Origin of the sequence: Pseudomonas sp. GW456-L13, from assembly GCF_017350115.1 — a bacterium.
GTDB lineage: Bacteria > Pseudomonadota > Gammaproteobacteria > Pseudomonadales > Pseudomonadaceae > Aquipseudomonas > Aquipseudomonas jessenii.
This window is the reverse complement of the sequence record NZ_JACNAS010000002.1, coordinates 957,475-982,032: the sequence shown is the minus strand read 5'-3', so window position 1 is coordinate 982,032 and position 24,558 is coordinate 957,475. Positions and strand designations below refer to the sequence as shown.

Annotated in this window: 23 protein-coding genes; 16 read left to right on the top strand and 7 right to left on the bottom strand. The window is 60.0% G+C overall.

The annotated features are described in order from the left end of the window. Positions 1-7: 7 nt before the first annotated feature. From relA to J4D25_RS18505, 4 genes are all read left to right on the top strand, one after another. Positions 8-2,251: a GTP diphosphokinase gene (gene relA / locus J4D25_RS18520; protein WP_057713657.1), complete on the top strand. Its 2,244-nt coding sequence runs from the start codon at positions 8-10 to the stop codon at positions 2,249-2,251. Positions 2,252-2,388: 137 nt separating this feature from the next. After that, complete coding sequence (mazG, locus tag J4D25_RS18515; protein WP_057713658.1) at positions 2,389-3,222, top strand: nucleoside triphosphate pyrophosphohydrolase; 834 nt, start codon at positions 2,389-2,391, stop codon at positions 3,220-3,222. 28 nt (positions 3,223-3,250) lie between these two features. Further along, complete coding sequence (locus tag J4D25_RS18510; RefSeq protein ID WP_057713659.1) at positions 3,251-3,793, top strand: DUF2058 domain-containing protein; 543 nt, start codon at positions 3,251-3,253, stop codon at positions 3,791-3,793. A 158-nt stretch (positions 3,794-3,951) separates the two neighbouring features. Further along, positions 3,952-4,899, top strand: coding sequence for a hypothetical protein (locus J4D25_RS18505; RefSeq protein ID WP_057713660.1), 948 nt, complete (start codon positions 3,952-3,954; stop codon positions 4,897-4,899). A 67-nt stretch (positions 4,900-4,966) separates the two neighbouring features. Here J4D25_RS18505 and J4D25_RS18500 read toward each other — a convergent pair whose 3' ends face one another. From J4D25_RS18500 to J4D25_RS18475, 6 genes are all read right to left on the bottom strand, one after another. Beyond that, complete coding sequence (locus tag J4D25_RS18500; protein WP_057713661.1) at positions 4,967-5,155, bottom strand: hypothetical protein; 189 nt, start codon at positions 5,153-5,155, stop codon at positions 4,967-4,969. A gap of 400 nt (positions 5,156-5,555) precedes the next feature. Further along, positions 5,556-6,776, bottom strand: a complete 1,221-nt coding sequence (fabB, locus tag J4D25_RS18495; protein WP_007974551.1) for a beta-ketoacyl-ACP synthase I — start codon at positions 6,774-6,776, stop codon at positions 5,556-5,558. 11 nt (positions 6,777-6,787) lie between these two features. Next, entirely contained in the window at positions 6,788-7,303 is a 516-nt protein-coding gene (gene fabA, locus J4D25_RS18490) for a 3-hydroxyacyl-[acyl-carrier-protein] dehydratase FabA (RefSeq protein WP_003227150.1), read from the bottom strand. 247 nt (positions 7,304-7,550) lie between these two features. Next, positions 7,551-9,452, bottom strand: coding sequence for an ATP-binding protein (locus tag J4D25_RS18485; protein WP_057713662.1), 1,902 nt, complete (start codon positions 9,450-9,452; stop codon positions 7,551-7,553). Continuing rightward, on the bottom strand, positions 9,449-10,381 hold the full coding sequence (locus J4D25_RS18480) for an ABC transporter substrate-binding protein (protein WP_057713663.1): 933 nt from the start codon (positions 10,379-10,381) through the stop codon (positions 9,449-9,451). Before J4D25_RS18480 ends, J4D25_RS18485 begins: the two co-directional genes overlap by 4 nt. A 1-nt stretch (position 10,382) precedes the next feature. Then, complete coding sequence (locus J4D25_RS18475) at positions 10,383-12,506, bottom strand: TonB-dependent siderophore receptor (RefSeq protein WP_057713664.1); 2,124 nt, start codon at positions 12,504-12,506, stop codon at positions 10,383-10,385. 195 nt (positions 12,507-12,701) lie between these two features. On the opposite strand from J4D25_RS18475, the gene J4D25_RS18470 reads away from it, so the two are divergent. The 11 genes from J4D25_RS18470 to pyrF all read left to right on the top strand — a co-directional run bounded on the left by J4D25_RS18470 (position 12,702) and on the right by pyrF (position 22,235). Further along, on the top strand, positions 12,702-13,727 hold the full coding sequence (locus J4D25_RS18470) for an NAD(P)H-dependent glycerol-3-phosphate dehydrogenase (RefSeq protein WP_057713665.1): 1,026 nt from the start codon (positions 12,702-12,704) through the stop codon (positions 13,725-13,727). 31 nt (positions 13,728-13,758) lie between these two features. Next, on the top strand, positions 13,759-14,106 hold the full coding sequence (locus J4D25_RS18465) for a DUF4389 domain-containing protein (protein ID WP_057713666.1): 348 nt from the start codon (positions 13,759-13,761) through the stop codon (positions 14,104-14,106). Further along, positions 14,103-14,558, top strand: a complete 456-nt coding sequence (sixA, locus tag J4D25_RS18460) for a phosphohistidine phosphatase SixA (RefSeq protein ID WP_057713667.1) — start codon at positions 14,103-14,105, stop codon at positions 14,556-14,558. The genes J4D25_RS18465 and sixA overlap by 4 nt, the downstream gene beginning before the upstream one ends. Positions 14,559-14,758: 200 nt before the next feature. After that, positions 14,759-16,426, top strand: coding sequence for an AMP-binding protein (locus J4D25_RS18455; RefSeq protein ID WP_057713668.1), 1,668 nt, complete (start codon positions 14,759-14,761; stop codon positions 16,424-16,426). 32 nt (positions 16,427-16,458) lie between these two features. Beyond that, positions 16,459-16,902: a hotdog fold thioesterase gene (locus tag J4D25_RS18450; RefSeq protein WP_008003274.1), complete on the top strand. Its 444-nt coding sequence runs from the start codon at positions 16,459-16,461 to the stop codon at positions 16,900-16,902. A gap of 113 nt (positions 16,903-17,015) precedes the next feature. Next, positions 17,016-17,822, top strand: coding sequence for an alpha/beta fold hydrolase (locus tag J4D25_RS18445; RefSeq protein ID WP_046042984.1), 807 nt, complete (start codon positions 17,016-17,018; stop codon positions 17,820-17,822). Then, a complete protein-coding gene (locus J4D25_RS18440) occupies positions 17,819-18,673 on the top strand; it encodes an alpha/beta hydrolase (protein ID WP_057713669.1) in 855 nt (284 codons plus the stop codon). Before J4D25_RS18445 ends, J4D25_RS18440 begins: the two co-directional genes overlap by 4 nt. Positions 18,674-18,723: 50 nt before the next feature. Then, on the top strand, positions 18,724-19,383 hold the full coding sequence (locus tag J4D25_RS18435; protein ID WP_057713670.1) for a glutathione S-transferase family protein: 660 nt from the start codon (positions 18,724-18,726) through the stop codon (positions 19,381-19,383). An 8-nt stretch (positions 19,384-19,391) separates the two neighbouring features. Beyond that, complete coding sequence (locus tag J4D25_RS18430) at positions 19,392-20,198, top strand: DUF4892 domain-containing protein (RefSeq protein WP_057713671.1); 807 nt, start codon at positions 19,392-19,394, stop codon at positions 20,196-20,198. A 69-nt stretch (positions 20,199-20,267) separates the two neighbouring features. Continuing rightward, positions 20,268-21,323, top strand: a complete 1,056-nt coding sequence (locus tag J4D25_RS18425) for an AI-2E family transporter (RefSeq protein WP_057713672.1) — start codon at positions 20,268-20,270, stop codon at positions 21,321-21,323. A gap of 213 nt (positions 21,324-21,536) precedes the next feature. After that, positions 21,537-22,235 carry an orotidine-5'-phosphate decarboxylase gene (gene pyrF, locus J4D25_RS18420; RefSeq protein WP_191626062.1) on the top strand — a complete coding sequence of 233 codons (699 nt, stop codon included), beginning with the start codon at positions 21,537-21,539 and terminating at the stop codon, positions 22,233-22,235. Positions 22,236-22,366: 131 nt separating this feature from the next. On the opposite strand, the gene J4D25_RS18415 is transcribed toward pyrF, so the two are convergent. Continuing rightward, complete coding sequence (locus J4D25_RS18415) at positions 22,367-23,371, bottom strand: NADP-dependent oxidoreductase (RefSeq protein WP_057713674.1); 1,005 nt, start codon at positions 23,369-23,371, stop codon at positions 22,367-22,369. A gap of 238 nt (positions 23,372-23,609) precedes the next feature. Here J4D25_RS18415 and J4D25_RS18410 point away from each other — a divergent pair, with 238 nt between their 5' ends. Continuing rightward, a complete protein-coding gene (locus J4D25_RS18410) occupies positions 23,610-24,371 on the top strand; it encodes an SDR family oxidoreductase (RefSeq protein WP_046037522.1) in 762 nt (253 codons plus the stop codon). Positions 24,372-24,558: the final 187 nt, after the last annotated feature.

Sequence of the window (24,558 nt, the reverse complement as noted above, 5' to 3'; positions counted from 1 at the left end):
AAGCAAGATGGTACAGGTGAGAGCACACCAGCCGATCAACACCGACGGCAGTATCAATCTCGAGGCTTGGCTCGATCATGCGGTCAGTGTCGATCTGGCACTGGATCGCGAAGCCTTGAAAGAGGCCTGCGAGTACGCTCGCGAGGCCGAACAACAAGCCAATGCGGCACAGAATCTGTGGTCGGAAGGTAACTCGACTTTCCGTACAGGGCTTGAGATCGCCGAGATCCTCGCCGATCTCAAACTCGACCAGGACTCTTTGGTCGCCGCGATCCTGTATCGAGGCGTGCGCGAAGGCCAGATCAAGTTGCCCGCCGTCAGCCAGCGCTTCGGTCCGGTGGTGTCCAAGCTCATCGACGGCGTGCAGCGCATGGCCGCGATCAGCGACAGCCTGAGTCCGCGAAAATCCCTGGTGCTGGGCACCCAGGGCCAGGTGGAAAACCTGCGCAAGATGCTGGTGGCCATGGTTGACGACGTTCGCGTCGCCCTGATCAAACTGGCCGAACGCACGTGCGCGATCCGTGCGGTGAAAACCGCCGACGACGAAAAGCGCAACCGTGTGGCCCGTGAAGTCTTCGACATCTACGCGCCATTGGCCCATCGCCTGGGTATCGGTCATATCAAGTGGGAACTGGAAGACTTGTCCTTCCGGTACCTTGAACCGGACCAGTACAAGCAGATCGCCAAGTTGCTCCATGAGCGGCGACTGGATCGCGAGCGCTTCATCAGCGACGTGATGAGCCAGCTGAAAAACGAACTGCAGGCCACCGGCGTCGATGCCGACATCAGCGGCCGGGCCAAACACATCTATTCGATCTGGCGCAAAATGCAGCGCAAGGGTCTGGAGTTCAGCCAGATCTATGACGTGCGTGCCGTGCGCGTGCTGGTGCCGGAAATGCGCGACTGCTACACCGCGCTCGGCATCGTCCACACTCTGTGGCGGCATATCCCGAAAGAGTTCGACGACTACATCGCCAACCCGAAAGAAAACGGCTACCGCTCGCTGCACACGGCGGTGATCGGTCCGGAAGGCAAGGTACTGGAAGTGCAGATCCGCACCCACGCCATGCACGAAGAGGCTGAGCTGGGGGTATGCGCCCACTGGAAGTACAAAGGCACCGACGTCAAATCCGGTTCCAATCACTACGAAGAGAAAATTTCCTGGCTACGCCAGGTGCTCGAATGGCACGAAGAACTGGGCGACATCGGTGGCCTGGCGGAGCAACTGCGGGTCGACATCGAGCCGGACCGGGTCTACATCTTCACCCCGGACGGTCACGCCATCGACTTGCCGAAGGGCGCGACCCCGCTGGACTTCGCTTACCGCGTGCACACCGAAATCGGTCACAACTGCCGTGGCGCCAAGATCAACGGACGCATCGTACCGCTCAACTACAGCCTGCAAACCGGCGAACAGGTCGAGATCATCACCAGCAAGCACGGCACCCCAAGCCGTGACTGGCTGAACCCGAACCTGGGTTATGTCACTACGTCGCGGGCACGGGCGAAGATCGTTCACTGGTTCAAGTTGCAGGCTCGCGACCAGAACGTCGCGGCCGGTAAAACCTTGCTCGAGCGCGAACTCAATCGCCTCGGCCTGCCAGCGGTGGATTTCGACAAGCTGGCCGACAAGGCCAACATGAAAACCGCCGAAGACCTATTCGCCGCCCTCGGCGCCGGGGACTTGCGCCTGGCGCAACTGGTAAACCTCGCGCAGCAACTGGTCGAGCCGGAGCGTGGCAACGAACAGCTTGAACTCATACCACGCAAGGCCACCGGCTACAAACCGGGCAAGCGCGGGGACATCCAGATCCAGGGCGTCGGCAACCTGATGACCCAGATGGCCGGCTGCTGCCAGCCATTGCCGGGTGATGCCATCGTCGGTTACATCACCCAGGGCCGCGGCGTGAGCATTCACCGCCAGGACTGCGCCTCGGTGCTGCAACTGAGTGGGCGGGAGCCGGAGCGGATCATCCAGGTCAGCTGGGGCCCGGTACCGGTACTCACCTATCCGGTGGACATCATCATCCGCGCCTACGACCGTTCCGGGTTGCTGCGTGACGTCTCGCAGGTTTTGCTCAATGAGCGGATCAACGTGCTGGCGGTCAACACCCGTTCGAACAAGGAGGACAACACCGCGCTGATGTCCCTGACCATCGAGATTCCGGGGCTGGATGCATTGGGGCGGTTGCTGGGGCGGATTTCCCAGTTGCCGAATATCATCGAAACCCGGCGTAACCGTACATCTTGATGCATGTTCAGCGCCGATCCACTGTGGGAGCGAGCTTGCTCGCGATGACGGTTCAACATTCAACACAGGTGTTGTCTGACTGTCCGCTATCGCGAGCAAGCTCGCTCCCACAAGGGACTTTGCAGTGAGAGAGATTGATGTATTCACTTGAAGACCTGCTGCACCTCATGAACCGCCTGCGCGACCCGCAGTACGGTTGCCCGTGGGACATCAAGCAAACTTACGCCACCATCGTCCCCCACACTCTGGAAGAAGCCTACGAAGTCGCCGACGCCATTGAGCGCGGTGACTTCGATCACTTGCAGGGGGAGCTCGGCGACTTGTTGTTCCAGGTGGTGTATTACAGCCAGTTGGCTCGGGAAGAAGGGCGCTTCGAGTTTGAAGGTGTGGTCGACAGCATCACCCGCAAGCTGATCCGTCGTCACCCCCATGTGTTTCCTACGGGCGACCTCTATGCACCGCTGGATGTCCCGCGCCTCAGCGAAGAGCAGGTCAAGCAGCGCTGGGAAGAGATCAAGACCGAGGAGCGCGCAGAGAAGTCCTGCGCGCCCGAACAGCTGTCATTGCTCGATGACGTCCCCGCTGCATTACCGGCGTTGTCACGTTCGGCGAAATTGCAAAAGCGCGCGGGGCAGGTCGGGTTCGACTGGCCGGACGCCTTGCCGGTGCTCGACAAAGTGCGTGAAGAGCTCGATGAAGTCCTCGAAGCCATGTCGGAAAATGATCCCGAGGCCGTGGCCGAAGAGATCGGTGACCTGCTGTTCTCCGTGGTGAATCTGGCGCGGCACCTCAAGGTTGATCCGGAAACCGCACTGCGGAGTGCCAACGGCAAGTTTGAAAGACGCTTTCGTTTTATCGAACAGGCATTGCGCGACACCCGCCGTCCCATGGAAGATTGCACACTCGAAGAGTTGGACGCCTTGTGGGGCGAAGCCAAACGTCAGGAAAAGAATTTGCCCAGCTGCGGTTGAGCAGTGGCCTAAGTGAGTAATAAGCACCATGAGCATTTCCCTTCGCGACCAGTTGCTCAAAGCAGGGCTGGTCAACCAGAAGCAGGCCAAGCAGGTCAGCAAAGACAAGCAGAAACAGCAACGCCTGGCCCACAAAGGCCAGATCGAGCTGGATGACTCCCAGCAGCGCGCGGCACAGGAAGCCATGGCCGAGAAGGTCAAGCGCGACCAGGAGCTCAACCGCCAGCAGCAGGAAAAGGCTGAGGCCAAGGCCCGTGCCGCGCAGGTCAAGCAATTGATCGAAGTTTCGCGCCTGCCGAAATTGACGACCGAGGATTACTACAACTTCGTCGACGACAAAAAGGTCAAGCGCATCTGCGTCAACACCCTGATGCGCAACAAGCTCAGCAGCGGTTCGCTGGCCATCGTGCATCACGCTGGCGGCTACGAAGTGATTCCGCGCGAGGCGGCATTGAAGATTCAGGAGCGCGACCCGCAACGCATCGTGCAGATGAATGTGCAGACCGAAGAAGTCAGCGTCGAGGACGATCCGTATGCGGCCTACAAGATCCCTGATGATCTGATGTGGTAATCGCTCCTCTTCCATTACATGTTTGTTAGTACATTGCTGGATTAATGAATTGAACCCGAAAGATCGCGTCGATACGATCTCTCGGGTTTTCTTTTGCCCGAAATATTCTCAGGGGAGAGAACTAATGGAATGAAATTAAATGAATAAGGATATTGTCAATGCTGGTAAGTATCGCCTCGTTACGCCAACCTACTTTTAAATCGCAGCTTTCACAGCCGCGACAACCCGATCAATCCATTCACGATTATCTGGACGACGAGCTTGTCGCACGAGCGGAGCTTGTGCGCCGAAAGATCAAGATCGCTGCGAAAGCTGCTCGCGACGATCACGGCAGGCCCGCGTGCGTTTTCGTAACCCTGCCTGAGTTTTTCTGGAACATTCCCTGGCACGAAGTCCGTAATGAACAGGAACTTCACGAACTGAACTCTGCTTATCTGACGAAGGTGACCGAATGTGTGACGCTGTTGATAAGTGATCTGCCAGTGCAGCGCTACGGCAAGATCGTTTTATTGGCAGGAAGTTGTGCGACGCTGATCAAGGTGGGAGAGGGGGAGTCGAGCTATTACGATGTCATTAATTATGTGCTCACAATTTCCAATAAGGAATACGAGGTCGACATGCCGCTGATGTCGATGTGGCCGAAGCGTTATGTGTCAGGAATCGATTTTGGAAGACAAGTAGGGTCGGAAGACGGGTACTGGTTTTTCAAGTTGTTCGATGAGGTTGTGGTACGGGTAAAGAAGGTCAGTAGTGTACAGGCCGAGCACAGTTACTTTGGTGGCTACGAAGGAATATTTATTAATAGTCTTGTAGTGGGTTGCCCATTCGGTATCAACTTGTGCCTCGATTATGCGGTGTTGAAAGACGGTGAACGGGACAAGGAGGTTGAACTGGCGGAGGCAAAAATCGATTTTCTGATTGCCTGTGGCATGGACTTCGATTACGGCAAGCGTCATCTATCTTCGCTTCAGTTTGCCGTCCGCAATGACGGCATGGGCGATGGTGAGTGCGAGGTGGTGAAACTTGAGGCGGGCTGGATCGTCGGTGTTGTTCCTTCGGTGGTGATCGACGACTCCCTTCATTTAGCGGCCATTCAGATTGCCTGAGCTGCGTGCTCCGGTTGCAGCCTGCCCGTGCGGGAAGGGGCAGGCTGCACGGTGGTGGAGTCTGTCTTCAACCGGTTGCGAGCTCGCGGTTGCGCTCGAGCATTTCCAGTTCGGCCCTGTAGTTTTGCGCGTCGATCTCGGAGTGGAACATCCCGACCAGCAGGTCTTGTTGATGCACGTCCCAGATCCGGATACCGGCGGCTACACCCTCGTGGGATTTATGTGAATCGTCGCGTTCAGTTACTTTTACAGTCATCTGCTAGCTCCAATCTCTGTTATCTGCAGCAAGGCGTGTGCAGGTCTCTGTTATAGAGTTTGGTAGCTTGCTAAGTAAATAACTGAGTTTGGTAACGGTTTTTTGCAAAAACGGAAACAGTCCTGCAGCCCGCGAAATCCGCGACATTCAGTCGCAGGGCGTTAAGTTTCATGACAAACGTTTCATGTTGAAGGCACCACAAATCCAGTGTCGAGCACTGAAACTGTGGGAGCGAGCTTGCTCGCGATGGCGGTGGGTCAGACAGCAATGATGTCGATTGACACTCCCTCATCGCGAGCAAGCTCACTCCCACAATGGTTGTGGTGTCGAATTCTTTGAGGCCAAAAAAAACGCCCCGAGCCAGTCGGGGCGTTTTTATGTGTGACTCAGCAGAGGGAAATTACTTACCTTCCCAGCGCTTCAGTACCAAAGTGGCGTTGGTGCCACCGAAACCGAAGCTGTTGCTCATCACGGTGTTGATGGTGGCGTTTTCGCGGGTCTTGGTCAGCACCGGCAGGTCGGCCACTTCAGGGTCCAGCTCGTCGATGTTGGCGGAGCCGGCAATGAAGTTGCCTTCCATCATCAGCATGCAGTAGATCGCTTCGTGAACGCCGGCAGCGCCCAGGGAGTGACCCGACAGGCTCTTGGTGGAGCTGATGGCCGGAGCCTTGTCGCCGAACACTTCACGCACACCTTTCATTTCCGCGACGTCGCCGACCGGGGTCGAAGTGCCGTGGGTGTTCAGGTAGTCGATCGGGGTGTCGACGGTGGACAGCGCCTGCTGCATGCAGCGGATCGCGCCTTCGCCGCTCGGGGCAACCATGTCGTAGCCGTCGGAGGTCGCGCCGTAGCCAACGATTTCCGCGTAGATCTTCGCGCCGCGGGCCAGAGCATGTTCCAGCTCTTCAACCACGACCATGCCGCCACCGCCGGCGATGACGAAACCGTCACGGTCAGCGTCGTAGGCACGGGAAGCTTTTTCCGGGGTGTCGTTGCGCTTGCTGGACAGGGCGCCCATGGCGTCGAACAGGAACGACTGGCTCCAGTGCTCTTCTTCACCGCCGCCGGCGAAGACGATGTCCTGCTTGCCCATCTGGATCTGTTCCATGGCGGTACCGATGCAGTGAGCACTGGTGGCGCAGGCAGAAGCGATGGAGTAGTTCAGGCCCTTGATCTTGAACGGAGTGGCCAGGCAAGCGGAAACGGTGCTGCTCATGGTCCGCGTTACGCGGTATGGGCCGACGCGCTTGACGCCTTTCTCGCGCAGGATGTCCAGCGCTTCCATCTGGTTCAAGGTCGATGCGCCACCGGAACCGGCGATCAGGCCGGTACGCGGGTTGGAAACCTGCTCTTCGGTCAGGCCGGAGTCAGTGATGGCGTCTTTCATGGCCAGGTAGGCATAAGCTGCCGCGTGGCCGACGAAGCGATAGATCTTGCGATCGATCAGTTCTTCAAGGTTGAGGTCAATGGAGCCGGAAACCTGGCTACGCAGACCCATTTCGGCATATTCCGGGTTGAACCGGATGCCAGGGCGGCTTGCACGCAGGTTAGCGGAGACGGTCTCTTTGTCATTGCCCAGGCAAGAAACGATGCCCAGACCAGTGATAACGACGCGGCGCATGCGGATAACCCTTAGAAGTTGTCAGTGGAGGTGAACACGCCGACCCGGAGGCCTTCGGCGGTGTAGATTTCGCGACCGTCGACAGTGACCGAACCGTCGGCGATGGCCAGGTTCAGCTTGCCCTTGAGGACGCGCTTGATATGAATGTTATAGGTGACTTTCTTGGCGGTCGGCAGGACCTGGCCGAAGAATTTCACTTCGCCCGAACCCAGCGCACGGCCACGGCCCGGCAGGCCTTGCCAGCCCAGGAAGAAGCCGACCAGTTGCCACATGGCGTCGAGGCCCAGGCAGCCCGGCATCACCGGATCGCCTTCGAAGTGGCAGGCGAAGAACCACAGGTCCGGATTGATATCCAGCTCGGCGACCAATTCACCTTTGCCGTACTTGCCACCTTCTTCGCTGATCAGGGTGATGCGATCAACCATCAGCATGTTCGGGGCGGGCAGTTGCGCGTTACCAGGGCCGAACAGCTCACCGCGACTGCAGCGCAGCAGATCTTCCCGGGTAAAGGCGTTTTGTTTGGTCATGCGAGCTCCTCAATAGTCCCATGCGGCAGGTGGGGCAAATCTTCCCGGCCGATCGAAGCGTTCATGCCTCGAACCGGCAGCCTACTCATAGACTATTGCGTTGTGGTGAAAGTCACAGCACCAAGGACATGAATGTACACTTGTGCACTGAAATTATTATTCAAGCCCCTTTTCGGGCCTGTTCGGGTGACTAAGACTGCCGCACTTTCGCCTTTCACGCCAGTCGCAGATGGTCGAAAGGCCTGTACTACTGCACCCAACGCTGAAGAATTTGCTGCAGATCAGTCCGTTTGAACGGCTTGGCCAGGTAATCGTTCATCCCCACCGACAGGCAGGCTTCGCGGTCGCCCTGCAAGGCGTTGGCGGTCAGGGCGATGATCGGCAGGTCGGTGCAACCCGGTAATTGACGGATCTGTCGGGTGGCTTCATAGCCATCGATGATCGGCAAGCGGCAATCCATCAGGATCGCTTCGAAGATCAGGCTCTCGGCGCTGCGTACCGCCTGCGCGCCGTCGGCAGCGACACTGACCTTGAAGCCCAGGCTGCGCAACATGGCTTCGATGACGGTCTGGTTGACCGGGTTGTCTTCGACCAACAGCACATTGCGTCCTTCGCCGTTGCTGTTGCGCGATTGCGCGCGAGGGGGTAGGAGTGGTTGTGTCTGCTGGTGCAATGCCAGGGGAATTTCCAGGGTGAACACCGAACCGCGGCCTTCCTCACTCTGCGCGCGCAAGGTGCCGCCCATGCGTTCGGCCAGGGTACGGGCAATCGGCAGGCCCAGCCCCGTACCGCCGTAGCGTCTTGAAATAGAACTGTCGGCCTGCTGGAAAGCGCTGAACATCAATTCCAGACTTTGCGCCGGGATGCCGATGCCGCTGTCGCGCACGGTGCAGGTGAACCACAGCAACTCGTGGTCCAGCGACTGCCACTGCGCCTCGATCGTGACGCGGCCCTGCTCGGTGAACTTCAGCGCATTGCCGACCAGGTTGACCAGTATCTGACGGATACGCGTCGGGTCGCCCTTGACCTGCAAACCGCGCATGTCGTCGGGGATCATCAGTTGCAGGTCCAGACCGCGTTGCGCGGCGCTGTGCTGGAACGACTGGGCGCAACTGCCGATCAGGTCGGTGAGGTTGAATGCAATGTGCTCCAGTTCCAGCTCTGAACGTTCGATCCGCGAGAAATCCAGGATGTCGTTGATGACCTTGAGCAAGTGCTCGGTGGATTCGGAGGCCAGCGCCGCGTACTCCACCTGCTCCTCGGTCATGTCGGTGGTTTCCAGTAACTGCAGCATGCCCAGTACGCCATTCATCGGCGTGCGCAGTTCATGGCTCATCATCGCGAGGAAGTCGGATTTGGCGTTGTTGGCCTTTTCCGCTTCTTCGCGGGTCTGGATCAACTGCGCCATGGCCTGATGCTGTTCGCGGCTGGCCTGCTCGAGACCGCTGGCGAGGTTGTTGATGTGTTGCGACAGCGCCCCCAGCTCGGTGTCGTCGACAATGGGCAGCGGTGTGTTGTAATCGCCGTCCTGGATCGCCTTGACCGCATTGCCGATATCACGGATCGGTTTCGACAGGCTGCCCGCCAGGCGGCGGGCCACGATGAAGGTAAACAGCAGGGCAAACAGCGCCAGGATGGCGGCCTTGAGCACGATTTCCTGTTGGCGCCGGCTGAAGGCATCGTTGGACAGCCCGACGATCACCCGACCGAGGTAGTCCTCGGTGGGGGCGGCAGTGGCGGTTTTGCTGCTCTGGAAAAAATCATTGTGCAACGCGATACGCTGGAGCCGTATCGGTGCCTGGAACACTTCGAGCTGTTGCGCGCGATTGTGGTGTTCGCTCGGTTGTTCGACGTACACCAGAACCCGGTTTGCACTGTCCTGGATTTCCAGAAAACTCACGTTGGGCGTGGCCAGCGTTGCCTTGAGCAAGGTTTCGAGCACTTCGATGTTGCCCGAAATCACGCCGTACTCGGTGGCCGGGGCCAGTTGATTGGCGATCAACTGGCCGGTGTGGGAGATTTCCTGACGCAGATCCTGGATGCGCACGAACGTGAAGAAACTGATCAGCAACAAGGTCAGCAGCAGTGCAGGGCCGAGGCTGATCAGTTGGGTGCGAGTGTTGATGTCCCAGCGACGGCGCAAGCTCATGGACGGCGTTCTCCTTCAGCCAGCAGTGTGGCGACAGACGCTTCGTTTATCTGTTCGATACCCAATGAACGCGCGACTTGCGGGTTGCTCGCGACCTTGAATCGATGGGGATAGTGCGTGCGCGGCCAGGTGGCCGGTGGCTGGTCGAGCAATTCGTCGAGGACCGCCAGCCAGTCGCTCTGATCGCTATAGGTGCTGGCCAGGCTTCCGGCCTTGACGAATCCGGCGTTGGGTCCGATCAGGGCCACTTGCCGCGAGTAGCTGCTCAGCAGCAGGTTCTTTGCGGTTTGCGGGTTGTACAGGTCGGCATCGTCCAGTCCCAGCAACACGTCGCTGTTATTTAGCAGTGCCTGTAATGGACGACTGTCGTGAATGTTGTCCCAGCGCTGGGTGACCATCTCAAGACCCAGGGGGAGGGCGGCCTGACGCAGCTCATTCAACAGGAATTCACTGTGGGTGTCGTAGAGCACGCCGATGCGTCTGGCTTGTGGCAACAAGGTGCGGGTCAAGCGCAACTGGCGATCCAGTGGTGGATCGCTCCATAGCAGGCACAGGCGCGCAGGCAACGTATTGTTCAAGCGTTGCCGGGCTTGCAGGCGGCTGATGCGCAATACGAGAGTCGCCGGGCCCTGGGCGTTTTGCAGGCGCCAGTCGAGGCTGGGCAGGTCGAGCAGTATCAAGCGGATGTTTTCCGGCAGCTTGTCCGGTATCGGCATTTTGGCCAGCGTCTGGAAGCGTACGTTATCGCGTGGTCGCAACTCGCTCAGGGCCTGGGTAAACGCCCGCACACCGGGGCTGTCTTCGGCCCCCGTGAGCAAAATGTCGGCCGCGTTACTCGCCAGGCTGCCCAGCAGGCCGCTTGTCAGCAGGCAAAGTATGGCCAGCAGCCGACCCAGGGGCGGCATTCTGCAGGCCGGGCGATTCGGCATCTTAAAGCTCCAGCTCGGCGCTGAAATACATCACCTGGCGCTGGTCATAATTATTGTCGATGAAGGTGGTCGGCTGATTGTCCAGCCGTTGCTGGAGCACCCCGGCCAGTTCCAGGCTGGCCTTGCCCAAGGCGATGCGTTTGGCGATGCGCGCATCGACCCGTTCAAAGCGGTAGCCGTTGAGGGCGTCATCGCCATAGTAGAAAAGCGCACTGTTCCATCCTTGGCCCCAATCGCGCAGCCATCCGGCCGAACCACTGTTACTTGCAGTCTGTCTGGCATCCAGCGGATTGCTGGCATCGGTATCGACGTAGGCATAAGTCAGTCGCAGGCGATCGAGGCTGCCGACACGCCAGTCGAGCTGGGTTTCGACCCCCGAAAAGCGCGCCTTGTTGGCATTGCTGGCAATGTACTGATTGTTGCGCAGCGGCTCACTGATCATGCCGGTGATTTCGTCGTGGAACAGCTTCACGTCGAGCGCCAGCCCCGGTTCGGGAAAATAGCCGTTGTAGCCCAGTTCCCGGGAGCGCATGTGCTCTTGATCAAGGTCGCCGGGGCCGCGGGTCTTGACGAAATAACGGGCGCTGGACTGGCCAAGCGCACCGGGCTTGAGGTTGGTGACCTGATAACTCCAGTTGACGTTGTTCTCGAACATGTCCGGTGAGCGGATGGCCTCGGAGTACACCGCACGCAAGCCGTGGCGCGGGTTGATCAGGTAGTTGACTGCCATGCGAGGTGTCAGCGAGCTGCCGGTCAACCGGGTGTCCTCGAACATGGCGCCGCCTTGCAGCAGCCAGTGTTCGGTGGCACGCCACTCGAACTGGCCGAACGCTCGCCAGATCCTGTCATCGAGAGTGCCATTGAAGTAGGTCTCGGAATCCGCCCGGTCGTAACGATAGTTCATCCCGCTGACCAGTCGCAGGTTATCGGCAAGGCTCAGGGTGTCCTGCAGTTCGAGGTCGTAGCGCGATTCCCGGGTGCTCTGGTCGATGTCGCCGCAAACGGTCTGGCTCGCGCCGTTGCGCCATTGATCGAGTACCTGGTTGGCCAGCGCCTGCTCGGCGGGCGTGCCGGCCGGCGCACCAGAGCCGATGAAACGCGTGATATTGCGGGCCAGGCGCTCGGTGTAGTTCGGGTTCAATTGCCAGAGTTCGGTCAGTTGCGGGCTGAACGAAACTTCTGCATCGCAGGCGCGCCAGGTTTGCTGGCGATCCCAGTGTTGGGCCGAACCCTGGATGTAAAGGCTGTGGTCGGGATTGACGTCCAGATTCCAGCGCAATGACCCGGCGTAGTCCTTGGCGGTGACGTCGGAGTCGTCGCCGGCGCGGGTAATTCCCGGGAACACCGGCCGGTAGGTATAGGGCCGCTGGTTGGTGCCGTCCTTGGCATTCAATTGCCAATCGAGGCTTTGCCGTTCGTCGAGGCTCTGGCTGACGGTGAGGTTGAAGCGCTCGAGGCGACGACTGTCATGGTAGTCAGCGCCGGTTCTGTCGGTGTCGAAGCCGTCGTCTTGCTGGCCGGACAGGGACAGGCGCATGTCACCATCCTCCCAGCCCAGGCCCTGGCTGGCGTAAAAGTCGTTGATGCCGCGCTGGCCCCGGGTGACCTTCATCCGCGTGCCGTGACTGTCGGCCGGGCGCCGGGTAATGATGTTGACCACCGCCATCAGGGCGTTGGCGCCGTAGCTGACGGTATTCGGTCCGCGAAAGACTTCGATGCGCTCGATGTCTTCCATGGCCACCGGAATGTCACTCCAGTCCACGGTGGCCAGGCCGGCGCGATACACCGAGCGCCCGTCGATCAGCACTTGCATGCGCCGCGCTTCATTCGCATTGGTGCCGTGGTAGTTCACCGTCGCCTGATTGCCGCTGATGTTGCCGACCATCATCCCCGGCACCAGGCGCAGCAGTTCGCTGATGTCACGGGCACCGCTGGCGTGGATCAGGGCACTGTCGATCACCGTCATGCTTCCCGGCACGGCCGCCGGCGACTGCTTCAGGCGCGTGGCGGTGAGTACTTGCGGCAGCGGTTCGCTGTCCAGGAACAAGTCGTCGGCCAGCGCCGGCGAGCTGAAAATCAGCGCCAGTACCAGAGGTGAATGCGGTGAAGGAGAGCCCGGAGACACAACACATCCCTGTCAGTGATTGTTGGCGCGCATGTTAACCGAGCCGAATGACTTTTCCATTCACGATGTCTGCATTTTCCTCGGTTTTATTGGTCTTCTTCCTACGGGTGCAGGTATTTGATGTCGGGGCTGGCCGTCGATGGACTGCCCCGTATAATGCCGACATCGCCACTGGTATGGATTAACGGATTGCATATGACTGAACAGCGCCCGATTGCGGTCCTGGGAGGCGGAAGTTTTGGAACCGCCGTGGCTAATCTGCTGGCCGAGAACGGGCATCAGGTCCTTCAGTGGATGCGTGACCCCGAACAGGCCGAGGCCATTCGGGTCAATCGCGAGAACCCGCGTTACCTCAAAGGCATCAAGATTCTGCCCGGCGTCACACCGGTCACTGACCTGCAAGCCACCCTGGACGCCTGCGACCTGTGTTTCGTCGCATTGCCCTCCAGTGCGCTGCGCTCGGTGTTGGTACCGCACGCCGAACGTTTGAGCGGCAAAATGCTCGTGAGCCTGACCAAAGGCATCGAAGCCCACACGTTCAAGTTGATGAGCGAGATCCTCGAAGAGATCGCCCCGCAGGCGCGCATCGGCGTCCTGTCCGGACCCAACCTGGCCCGTGAAATCGCCGAGCACGCGCTGACCGCCACGGTGGTCGCCAGTGAAGACGAAGAACTCTGCCAGCAGGTTCAGGCCGCGCTGCACGGACGCACCTTTCGTGTGTACGCCAGCGCCGATCGTTTCGGCGTGGAGCTGGGTGGGGCGCTGAAAAATGTCTACGCGATCATCGCCGGCATGGCGGTGGCGCTGGGCATGGGAGAAAATACCAAGAGCATGCTGATTACCCGGGCATTGGCGGAAATGACCCGCTTCGCGGTGAACCAGGGTGCCAACCCGATGACCTTCCTGGGGCTGGCCGGCGTGGGCGATCTGATCGTGACCTGTTCGTCGCCCAAGAGCCGCAACTATCAGGTCGGCTTCGCCCTCGGCCAGGGCCTGAGCCTGGACGAGGCGGTCACGCGCCTGGGCGAAGTCGCCGAAGGGGTCAATACCCTTAAAGTGCTCAAGGCCAAGGCCCAGGAGGTTGGCGTGTACATGCCGCTGGTCGCCGGGCTGCACGCGATCCTGTTCGAGGGGCGCACGCTGGAGCAGGTCATCGGTCTGTTAATGCGTGGCGAGCCGAAAACCGACGTCGACTTTATTTCCACCAGTGGTTTCAACTAATCACGCTTGCCAGAAAAGCAGGGAGTTGCGCATGAACGATCCAAAAATAGAAGCCAAGTACGAGTCCATCCTGCTGCGGGTGCTGTGGATGATCCTCTTCGTGCTGGTGTGGCAAGTGGCGCAGTTCATCCTCGGCGCCGTCGTGCTGGTGCAGTTGATCTATCGTTTGTTCTATGGCGCCCCAAGCGCCAGCTTGATGAATTTCGGCGACAGCCTGAGCCAGTTTCTGGCGCAGATCGGTCGTTTCGGCAGCTTTCACAGCGACCAGAAGCCCTGGCCGTTCGCCGACTGGCCGACGCCGCGTACACCGGAAGGTGAGGCGCCGCATGTCGTGGCACCGGCACCGCATCCGGCCCGAGATGAGGAACCCAAGCTATGAAACTCTGGGTATTGCGTCATGGTGAAGCTGTACCACACGGCTCCCGCCCCCACGATTCGGAGCGGGAATTGACGGATAACGGTCGTAAGGAAGTATTGAAAATCGCCGCAGAGCTGATGGGTCAGCCACTGACCGGCATTTACGCCAGCCCGTACCTGCGAGCGCAGCAAACAGCGCATCTGGTGCGAGATGCATTGGGTTTCGAACCGGAGATCCGCACCGTCGAGTGGCTGACACCGGACACGGAGCCGGACAAGGTGGCCGAACAGATGGTCGCGGTAAGCAATGTTTTGCTGGTCAGTCACAACCCGCTGGTGGGGAATCTGCTGAGCTACCTGCAGCATGGTGCCGGACATCCGCCGGAAAGGGTCAGCACTGCCGGTCTGGCGGAGCTCAAGGGTGAAGAGCTGCTGGTCGGGTCAATGAAACTCGACAGCATCAAGCATCCGTAACACCGCTTTTCTGTGGGAGCGTGGCTTGCCCGCGAAGGCATCGACTCGGTCATGCCTGATAAACCGCGGAGCCTGTATCGCGGGCAAGCCACGCTCCCACAGGTACGTCATAACCCGAAAAGTTTTGTATGAAATAGTCAACCAAGCACTTGCTTGGTTGACTACGCTTGCTCCAGACCAAAATCACAGGAGCGAGTCGCATGTCTGCTGCTTTTCGTTTGCCGCTGGACGTTTTCTACGAGCGTGAAGCCCGTCATCCCCGCCAGCGCTTTCTGGTCCAGCCTGTCGGGGGCGGCCAGGTCGAGACTTTGACCTGGGCGGACGTCGGTCATCAAGCACGCTGCGCCGCCCACTGGCTGCGAGCGCGGGAATTGCCGCAGGGCAGCCATATCGCCCTGATCTCGAAAAACTGTGCGCACTGGATCGTTGCCGATCTCGCGATCTGGATGGCCGGGCATGTGTCGGTGCCGTTGTACCCAAACCTGACCGCCGAGACCGTTGCCCAGGTACTCGAACATTCGCAAGCAGCGCTGGCATTCATCGGCAAGCTCGACGACTGGCCAGGTATGTCCCGTGGTGTCAGCCCCGACCTGCCGACCATCAGCCTGCCCCTGCATCCTCCCGGCGACTTTGATTTCAGTTGGGACGACCTGCAACGCAGTTCGCCCATCCAGGACAATCCCAAGCCCGACGCCGATCAACTGGCGACCATCATTTACACGTCCGGCACCACGGGCATGCCCAAGGGCGTGATGCACAGCTTCGGCACTCTGGGGTTTGCCACCACCCGCGGCACTGCGTTGTTCGGTCTCAACGAGTCGGACCGGCTGTTGTCCTACCTGCCGCTGTGCCACGTTGCCGAGCGCATGTTCGTCGAGCTGGCATCGATCTATACCGGCCAAACGGTGTTTTTCGCCGAGAGCCTCGATACCTTCCTCACCGACCTGCGCCGTGCGCGCCCGACCGCACTGTTTGGCGTGCCGCGCATCTGGACCAAATTCCAGATGGGCGTGTACAGCAAGATCCCGGCAAAACGTCTCGACTTCCTGCTCGGCCTGCCGATCATCGGCAAACGGATCGGGCATAAAGTCCTCGCCGGGTTGGGGCTGGACGCGTTGCGCATCGCGTTGTCCGGCGCGGCTCCGGTGCCGCAGACCTTGTTGCAGTGGTACCGCAAACTGGGGCTGGATGTGCTGGAGGTCTACGGCATGACCGAGAGTTGCGGCTACTCCCACATCGGCATGCCGGGCCAGAACAAACCGGGCTGGATCGGCAAGCCGTGTCCGGAAGTCGAAGTGCGGATCGCCGAGACGGGGGAGGTCATGGTGCGCAGTGGTGCGACCATGCTCGGGTATTACAAGGAACCGGAAAAAACCGCCGACACCATTACCGAGGACGGCTTCCTGCGTACCGGCGATAAGGGCGAGGAGGACGCCGAAGGCAATCTGCGCCTGACCGGGCGCCTGAAGGAAATCTTCAAGACCAGCAAAGGCAAGTACGTGGCCCCGGCACCGATTGAAAATCGCCTGGCCGTGCATTCGCGCATCGAACAGGTTTGCGTGGTGGGCGATGGCTTGAGTGCGCCGCTGGGTTTGTGCGTGTTGTCGGCGGTGGGCCAGCAGGATGCCGGCGGGGCCGCGCGCGCCGGTTTGCATTCGAGCCTGGAAAAACTGCTGGAGGAGGTCAATGGTGCCCTCGACAAGCATGAACAACTTCGGCGCCTGGTGGTGGTCAAGGACAGTTGGGCCGTGGAAAACGGCTTTCTTACCCCGACCCTGAAGATCAAGCGCAACGTGATCGAAGCGGCTTACGGTAAACGCTTTGAGGAATGGAGCGAGCGCAGCGAAGCGGTGCTGTGGCAGGATTGATCCACGAACAAAACCAACGAGGAAACTCTGCGATGAGCCTGTGGCGCACCACCCCGAACATCGAGCAGTTGAACGCAATCCAGAAAAACACCATCGGCGAAGTGCTGGACATCCGTTTCGAAGCTTTTGACGATGAGTCCCTGACCGCCAGCATGGTCGTCGATCACCGCACCCATCAGCCTTACGGCTTGCTGCATGGCGGTGCCTCGGTGGTGCTGGCCGAATCGGTCGGCTCGATGGCCAGTTACCTGTGCATCGATGCCAGCAAATTCTATTGCGTGGGCCTGGAAATCAACGCCAACCATTTGCGCGGCCTGCGCAGCGGACGGGTGACGGCGGTGGCCAAGCCGATCCACATCGGCCGCACGACCCATGTCTGGGACATTCGGTTGACCAGCGATGAGGGCAAGGCCAGTTGTGTGTCGCGACTGACCATGGCTGTGGTGCCCTTGGGTGAGAATCCACCGGCGCGTTGAACCAAAACCATAGCTTTGACCGGACTGTCATCATTCCTGTCAGTTACGGTCATTGCTGTAGGACGCGGTCTTGCGGACAATCTACACCTGTTCTCGCTCATGGATTTGCAGGTATGTCGCAACAGATCTTTTTCGCCCACGCCAATGGTTTTCCTTCGGGGACCTACGGCAAGTTGTTTGCGGCGCTGGCACCCGAGTTTCAGGTGACGCATCTGGAGCAGCACGCCCACGACCCGCGTTTCCCGGCGGACGACAATTGGTACAACCTGGTGGATGAGCTGATCCATCACCTGCAACAACAGGCCGAACCCGTGTGGGGCGTCGGTCACTCCTTCGGTGGCGTGTTGCACCTGCATGCGGCCTTGCGTTGCCCCGAGTTGTATCGCGGCGTGGTGATGCTCGACTCGCCAGTGCTGACCCGGACCGATCAATGGGTCATACGGGCGGCCAAACGCTTTGGTTTCATCGACCGCTTGACCCCGGCCGGGCGTACCTTGGGCCGCCGTGAAGAATTCGCCGACCTGGAAAGCGCCCGGAAGTATTTCGCTGGAAAAACCCTGTTTCGTGGCTTCGACCCGGAATGTTTCGATGCCTACCTGCAACACGGCTTGCATCAGGTCGGCGACAAGTTGCGCCTGCGGTTCGACCCGGCCACGGAAATCAGTATCTATCGCGGTGTACCGCACACCAGCCCGGGCAGCACCCGGCAGTTGCAAGTGCCGCTGGCGGTGGTACGCGGGCACAACAGCCGCGTGGTGATGCGCCATCACGCCAGTTCGGTCGACCGCCTGCCGTTGGGCGAGTCGTTGACCATGCCTGGCGGCCACATGTTTCCGCTCGAACGTCCCCTTGATACCGCTGATATGCTCAAAGGCCTGTTCTACCGTTGGGGCGGCCGTCGACAACAGGATTGCGCATGAACCACGTCGTCGAAGAGGTCCGCCTGAGCCTGCCGCATATCGAACTGGCGGCGCACCTGTTCGGTCCTGAAGACGGATTGCCGGTCATTGCCCTGCATGGCTGGCTGGACAACGCCAACAGTTTTGCCCGTCTGGCGCCGAAGCTTAAAGGCCTGCGCATCATCGCCCTGGACATGGCCGGTCACGGTCATTCCGGGCATCGCCCGCCGGGAGCTGGCTACGCCATGTGGGACTATGCCCACGACGTGCTGCAAGTCGCCGAACAGCTTGGGCTGAAGAAGTTTGCGCTGATGGGGCATTCGATGGGCGCCATTGCTTCGTTGATCATCGCCGGGTCGATGCCCGAGCGGGTTACCCACCTGGCGTTGATCGACGGCATCATTCCTCCTACAGACAAAGGTGAAAACGCTGCCGAGCGCATGGGGATAGCCCTGCAGGCGCAACTGGATCTGCGGGAAAAGCGCAAACCGGTCTACGACACCCTCGACCGAGCCGTCGAAGCGCGCATGAAAGGCCTGGTGGCGGTCAGCCGCGAGGCCGCAGAACTGCTGGCGCAGCGTGGCCTGATGCCGGTGCCGGGCGGTTACACCTGGCGCACTGACAATCGCCTCACACTGCCATCGCCGTTGCGCCTTACCACCGAACAGGCCATGGCCTTCGTCCAGCGGGTCAAGTGTCCTGCAACACTGGTGGTTGCCGCCGACGGCATGCTCGCCAAACACCCAGAGTTGCTGGAGCGTCTACCCTTTAGCCGGGAACAGCTGCCAGGCGGCCACCATTTGCACCTCAATGATGAGTCTGGTGCCGATCTTGTCGCAGACTGTTTCAATCGGTTTTTCGCCATTCCTTGACTTGCGCCGGGCAACTGTCGAGGCTTGGCGGGTTGAAAAGGGAGACAACCATGATAGATCTCTACACCGCTGCGACCCCGAATGGCCACAAGGTCTCTATCGTGCTCGAGGAACTCGGCCTGCCCTACACGGTGCATGCCTTGAGTTTCGACAAAAAGGAGCAGAAGTCCGCGGACTTCCTCAAGATCAACCCCAATGGCCGGATTCCGGCGATTGTCGACCGCGTCAATGGCGATTTCGCCGTGTTCGAGTCAGGCGCCATCCTGATTTACCTCGCTGAACAGACCGGCAAACTGATGCCATCGGACCCGAAGGGGCGTTCGCTGGTATTGCAGTGGCTGATGTTCCAGATGGGGGGCATCGGCCCGATGCAGGGCCAGGCCAACGTGTTCTTCCGCTACTTTCCGGAAAAACTCCAGGGTGCCATCGACCGGTATCAGCATGAAACCCGTCGCCTCTACGAAGTGCTCGACACGCGGTTGCAAAGCGTGGAGTTCCTCGCCGATCAGTACAGCATTGCCGACATTGCCACCTTTCCCTGGGTGCGCGGCTACGAGTGGTCGGGCGTCTCGGTGGATGGCTTGACGGCGTTGCAACGCTGGATGGCAACCATGGAGGACCGGCCGGCGGTGCAGCGTGGCCTGCAAGTACCGAAACGCGCCGATGAAGCCAGTATTATCAAGGGCGCCCAGGCCATGCTGATCCGATGAGTCTATCCATGCGTTCATTCAGTTTGCTGGTGCTGTGCAGTTTCAGTCCCTTGTTATTCGCCGCCGATGTTCCGGGCAGTCAGGACCTGCCGATAGTGCCGCGCATGGTCGACGCCCAGATTGTCGACTATCGCCCCGCCGCCGAACTGGAGCGGATCTACCCGTTGGGCTCGATCCGTAAAATCAGTGGCCAGTTACGATTCGACGGCCAGGTCAGTGCCCGCGGCAACGTCACTTCGGTGACCTACGAATTACCCTCGGAGCATTCATCCATCGAGGCGTTCACCGCTGCCCGCGAGGCTTTGCAACAGCAGGACGCCGGGTTGCTCTTCTGGTGCCAGGCGCGCGATTGCGGTGAAAGCAGCCTCTGGGCCAACCAGGTCTTTGGCAACGCCAAGCTGTACGGCGCCGACGATCAGCAAGCCTATTTGTTGCTGCGACTTGCCGCTCCAAGGGACAACACGCTCGTTGCGCTGTACAGCATCACCCGCGGTAATCGCAAAGCCTACCTGCATGTCGAACAGTTCGAGGCTTCGACACCGCTGGGCGAGTTGTTACCGACCTCCGCGACCTTGCTGCGTGAACTCAAGAGCACCGGCGAACTTGATTTTGCCACGTTGAACAGCGCACCTGACGAGACCTGGCTCCGCTTGATTTCTCGCGGACTGAATCTGGACACCACCTTGCGGGTCAGCATTTCCGGAGCGAACGCCGAAGCCTGGCGTCAGGCCCTGATTGCCCAGGGCGTGCGTGCCGCGCGGCTGGAAACCGGTAGTGCCGAAGGCTCTGGCCTGCACATCGAGCTATTGCGCTAGGCTGTACCGGGCGAGCGTGTACGTCGCGTTCGCCTACTCTTTTGCTGACTGACTTTTTCGAGACTTTTGATGATCAATAACGATCGCCTGTTGGTGCAGATCCTGCTCGTGGCGTTGTTCGGCGCGAGCTTCTGGGTGATGGCGCCGTTCTGGTCGGCGATGTTCTGGGGCGCGGTCCTGGCGTTTGCCAGTTGGCCGCTGATGCGCTTGCTGACCCGTTGGCTCAATGGCCGCGAGTCGCTGGCGGCGGCATTGCTGACGCTGGGCTGGATGGTGTTGGTAGCGGCACCCTTGGTGTGGTTGGGTTTCAACCTTGCCGATCATGTGCGCGATGCCACGGTATTCATCAAGGATGCTCAGGTTGAGGGGCTTCCCGAAGCGCCGCTGTGGCTGGGTTCGATTCCCCTGGTGGGCGGGCGGCTGGTAGGGATCTGGAACAGTATCGATGAGCAGGGCGCGGCGATGATGGTGTCGCTCAAGCCTTATCTGGGGCAGGTGGGTAACTGGTTGCTGGCGCGCAGCGCGCAGATCGGCGGCGGTATTCTCGAACTGACCCTGAGCGTCGTCTTCGTATTCTTTTTCTATCGTGACGGGCCGCGCCTGGCGGCATTTGTACACACACTGCTGGAGCGGCTGATCGGTCAACGGGCCGGCTACTACATTGAACTGGTGGCAGGCACGGTACAGAGGGTGGTGAACGGTGTGATCGGCACTGCGGCGGCCCAGGCGATCCTGGCACTGATCGGGTTCCTGATTGCCGGCGTACCGGGTGCGCTGGTGCTTGGCATCGTGACGTTCATGCTCAGCCTGATCCCGATGGGCCCGCCGCTGGTGTGGATTCCGGCGACCGCGTGGCTGGTCTGGAAAGGCGAGTACGGGATGGCCATATTCCTCGGGATCTGGGGCACATTCATCATCAGCGGTGTCGACAACGTGCTCAAACCGTACCTGATCAGCCGTGGCGGCAACCTGCCGCTGGTCATTGTGCTGCTTGGGGTGTTTGGCGGGTTGATTGCCTTTGGCTTTATCGGCCTGTTCATCGGCCCGACATTGCTGGCGGTGGCCTACAGCCTGTTGATCGACTGGAGCACGACCCAGGCACGGGGTGAAGATCGCCGGCCCTGAGGCGGGAAGCGCTGTTGCAGGGACCTGTTGCGGTTGCCGAGGGTAGCGGGCCTGGGTGTTGCGGGCGTGTCGTGTGTGTATCGAACTCGACACAATGGCCTCAAGGGCTAGTCTTGCCTGAGCCGTCGCGACGATTTACCGATCATCGGGTCCCGCAGCGGCGCTGGTTCCGCTACAATGCGCGCCGATTTCGACTTGCCTGAGAGCCCACTCATGTCCGCCTGCCAGACTCCCATCATCGTCGCCCTGGATTTCCCTACCCGTGACGCCGCACTGAAGCTGGCCGATCAGTTGGACCCGAAGCTGTGCCGGGTCAAAGTCGGCAAGGAACTGTTCACCAGCTGCGCCTCGGAAATCGTCGGCACCCTGCGCGACAAGGGTTTCGAAGTGTTCCTGGACCTCAAGTTCCACGACATCCCGAACACCACCGCGATGGCTGTCAAGGCAGCGGCGGAAATGGGCGTGTGGATGGTTAACGTGCATTGCTCCGGCGGCCTGCGCATGATGGCGGCGTGCCGTGAAGTGCTGGATCAGCGCACCGGTCCTAAACCACTGCTGATCGGCGTGACCGTCTTGACCAGCATGGAGCGTGAAGACCTGGCGGGCATCGGCCTGGACATCGAGCCACAGGAGCAGGTGCTGCGCCTGGCCGCCCTGGCGGAAAAAGCCGGGATGGACGGCCTGGTGTGCTCGGCCCTCGAAGCCCAGGCACTGAAAGCGGCGCACCCGTCGCTGCAACTGGTGACCCCGGGGATTCGTCCGGCGGGCAGCGCCCAGGACGATCAGCGCCGCATTCTGACGCCACGTCAGGCGCTGGATGCCGGTTCCGACTATCTGGTGATCGGCCGTCCGATCAGCCAGGCGGCGGATCCAGCCAAGGCACTGGCGTCGGTTGTGGCTGAACTGGTCTAAACACCGCTAAACCTGTGGGAGCGAGCTTGCTCGCGATGGGGGAGGATCAGTGACATCAATGTTGCCTGACACTCCGCTATCGCGAGCAAGCTCGCTCCCACAGTGGTTTTTGGGTGAGTCTAAATATCGGGTTAGACCTTCAACACCAACTTCCCGAAGTTCTCGCCGCTGAACAATTTCATCAGCGTCTCCGGGAAAGTCTCCAGTCCTTCGACAATATCTTCCTTGCTCTTGAGCTGCCCCTTGGCCATCCAGCCGGCCATTTCCTGGGCGGCGCTGGCGTATTGGGCGGCGTAGTCCATCACCACAAAACCTTCCATGCGCGCGCGGTTGACCAGCAGTGACAGGTAATTGGCCGGTCCCTTGACCGCTTCCTTGTTGTTGTACTGGCTGATGGCACCGCAAATCACCACCCGCGCCTTCATGTTCAGGCGGCTCAACACCGCGTCGAGAATGTCGCCACCCACGTTATCGAAATACACGTCGACGCCCTTCGGGCACTCGCGCTTGAGGCCGGCGAGGACGTCTTCGCTCTTGTAGTCGATAGCGCCATCGAAACCCAGTTCATCGATCAGGAACTTGCACTTGTCGGCGCCACCGGCGATGCCAACCACCCGGCACCCTTTGATCTTGGCGATCTGCCCGGCAATGCTGCCCACGGCGCCCGCCGCGCCCGACAGCACCACGGTGTCACCGGCCTTCGGAGCGCCGACGTCGAGCAGGGCGAAGTACGCCGTCATCCCGGTCATGCCCAACGCGGACAAGTAACGTGGCAGCGGTGCCAGTTTCGGATCGACCTTGTAGAAGCCTCGCGGTTCGCCGAGGAAGAAGTCCTGCACGCCCAGGGCGCCGTTGACGTAATCCCCGACTGCGAACCCCGGGTTGTTCGACACAATGACTTTGCCCACACCCAAGGCGCGCATGACTTCGCCGAGCCCGACCGGCGGGATGTAGGACTTGCCCTCGTTCATCCATCCACGCATGGCCGGATCCAGGGACAGGTATTGGTTTTCGACCAGTATCTGACCCGCCGCCGGCTCGCCGACCGGTACTTCCTGGTAGGTGAATGTCTCGCGGGTCGCCGCGCCAACCGGACGTTTGGCGAGCAGGAATTGGCGATTGGTCTGGGAGGTCATGGCAGGCACTCAAGTTGAATGAAGCTTTGTTGATAGCCGGTCAGCGACGATGCTGCAAGTTCGGCTGATGCGGCGAATGCAGGTTGATCCAGTGCAGTGATAGTTGGTACGGCAGTTCCATCACTGCAACTCATGGGCGCCCAACCGGAGCCTTGATAGTGCTGCCGTGTTCAAGACCTCCATGGCTAGACTGGTCCTACGCGATTCCCCGCATTCTTCTTTTTGAGGACATAACAAAATGAGCATGACGTTTTCTGGCCAGGTGGTCGTGGTGACAGGCGGGGCGGCCGGTATTGGCCGCGCGACCGCCCAGGCATTTGCTGCCGAGGGCCTGAAGGTAGTAGTGGCCGATATGGACGTGGCAGGCGGCGAGGGCACGGTGGCGCTGATTCGTACCGCCGGTGGCGAAGCGACCTTCGTGCGCTGCAACGTTACCCTGGAAAGCGATGTAAAAAATCTGATGGAGGAGGTGATCAATACTTACGGTCGCCTCGACTATGCCTTCAACAATGCCGGCATCGAAATCGAGAAGGGCAAGTTGGCCGAAGGTACGCTCGACGAGTTCGACGCGATCATGGGCGTCAATGTCAAAGGTGTCTGGCTGTGCATGAAATACCAGTTGCCGTTGCTGCTGGCGCAAGGGGGCGGTGCGATCGTCAATACGGCATCGGTGGCCGGCCTTGGGGCGGCGCCGAAAATGAGCATCTACGCAGCCTCTAAACATGCAGTGATCGGCCTGACCAAGTCGGCGGCCATCGAATATGCCAAGAAGAAGATCCGGGTCAACGCCGTGTGTCCGGCGGTGATCGACACGGATATGTTCCGCCGCGCTTATGAAGCCGACCCGAAAAAAGGCGAGTTCGCCAACGCCATGCATCCGGTCGGTCGCATCGGCAAGGTCGAAGAGATCGCCAGCGCGGTGCTGTACCTGTGCAGCGATGGCGCGGCATTCACCACGGGGCACTCATTGGCCGTGGACGGTGGCGTTACCGCGTTTTAACTCGACATACCAATACCAGACACACTGCGAACCTGTGGGAGCAAGCTTGCTCGCGATGACGGAGTGTCAGTCGACATCTATGTTGGCTGGCTCCGCGCCATCGCGAGCAAGCTCGCTCCCACAGGTTTTTTTTGGGTTCCGCTGAAGGGCCAGGCAATGTGTATCAAATGATTAGATCGAATGGTTT

Excerpts from the sequence above, each read along its gene's own strand:
- relA (WP_057713657.1), top strand. The coding sequence starts at position 8 with ATGGTACAGGTGAGAGCACACCAGCCGATCAACACCGACGGCAGTATC.
- mazG (WP_057713658.1), top strand. The coding sequence starts at position 2,389 with ATGTATTCACTTGAAGACCTGCTGCACCTCATGAACCGCCTGCGCGAC.
- J4D25_RS18510 (WP_057713659.1), top strand. The coding sequence starts at position 3,251 with ATGAGCATTTCCCTTCGCGACCAGTTGCTCAAAGCAGGGCTGGTCAAC.
- J4D25_RS18505 (WP_057713660.1), top strand. The coding sequence starts at position 3,952 with ATGCTGGTAAGTATCGCCTCGTTACGCCAACCTACTTTTAAATCGCAG.
- J4D25_RS18500 (WP_057713661.1), bottom strand. The coding sequence starts at position 5,155 with ATGACTGTAAAAGTAACTGAACGCGACGATTCACATAAATCCCACGAG.
- fabB (WP_007974551.1), bottom strand. The coding sequence starts at position 6,776 with ATGCGCCGCGTCGTTATCACTGGTCTGGGCATCGTTTCTTGCCTGGGC.
- fabA (WP_003227150.1), bottom strand. The coding sequence starts at position 7,303 with ATGACCAAACAAAACGCCTTTACCCGGGAAGATCTGCTGCGCTGCAGT.
- J4D25_RS18485 (WP_057713662.1), bottom strand. The coding sequence starts at position 9,452 with ATGAGCTTGCGCCGTCGCTGGGACATCAACACTCGCACCCAACTGATC.
- J4D25_RS18480 (WP_057713663.1), bottom strand. The coding sequence starts at position 10,381 with ATGCCGAATCGCCCGGCCTGCAGAATGCCGCCCCTGGGTCGGCTGCTG.
- J4D25_RS18470 (WP_057713665.1), top strand. The coding sequence starts at position 12,702 with ATGACTGAACAGCGCCCGATTGCGGTCCTGGGAGGCGGAAGTTTTGGA.
- J4D25_RS18465 (WP_057713666.1), top strand. The coding sequence starts at position 13,759 with ATGAACGATCCAAAAATAGAAGCCAAGTACGAGTCCATCCTGCTGCGG.
- sixA (WP_057713667.1), top strand. The coding sequence starts at position 14,103 with ATGAAACTCTGGGTATTGCGTCATGGTGAAGCTGTACCACACGGCTCC.
- J4D25_RS18455 (WP_057713668.1), top strand. The coding sequence starts at position 14,759 with ATGTCTGCTGCTTTTCGTTTGCCGCTGGACGTTTTCTACGAGCGTGAA.
- J4D25_RS18450 (WP_008003274.1), top strand. The coding sequence starts at position 16,459 with ATGAGCCTGTGGCGCACCACCCCGAACATCGAGCAGTTGAACGCAATC.
- J4D25_RS18445 (WP_046042984.1), top strand. The coding sequence starts at position 17,016 with ATGTCGCAACAGATCTTTTTCGCCCACGCCAATGGTTTTCCTTCGGGG.
- J4D25_RS18440 (WP_057713669.1), top strand. The coding sequence starts at position 17,819 with ATGAACCACGTCGTCGAAGAGGTCCGCCTGAGCCTGCCGCATATCGAA.
- J4D25_RS18435 (WP_057713670.1), top strand. The coding sequence starts at position 18,724 with ATGATAGATCTCTACACCGCTGCGACCCCGAATGGCCACAAGGTCTCT.
- J4D25_RS18430 (WP_057713671.1), top strand. The coding sequence starts at position 19,392 with ATGCGTTCATTCAGTTTGCTGGTGCTGTGCAGTTTCAGTCCCTTGTTA.
- J4D25_RS18425 (WP_057713672.1), top strand. The coding sequence starts at position 20,268 with ATGATCAATAACGATCGCCTGTTGGTGCAGATCCTGCTCGTGGCGTTG.
- pyrF (WP_191626062.1), top strand. The coding sequence starts at position 21,537 with ATGTCCGCCTGCCAGACTCCCATCATCGTCGCCCTGGATTTCCCTACC.
- J4D25_RS18415 (WP_057713674.1), bottom strand. The coding sequence starts at position 23,371 with ATGACCTCCCAGACCAATCGCCAATTCCTGCTCGCCAAACGTCCGGTT.
- J4D25_RS18410 (WP_046037522.1), top strand. The coding sequence starts at position 23,610 with ATGAGCATGACGTTTTCTGGCCAGGTGGTCGTGGTGACAGGCGGGGCG.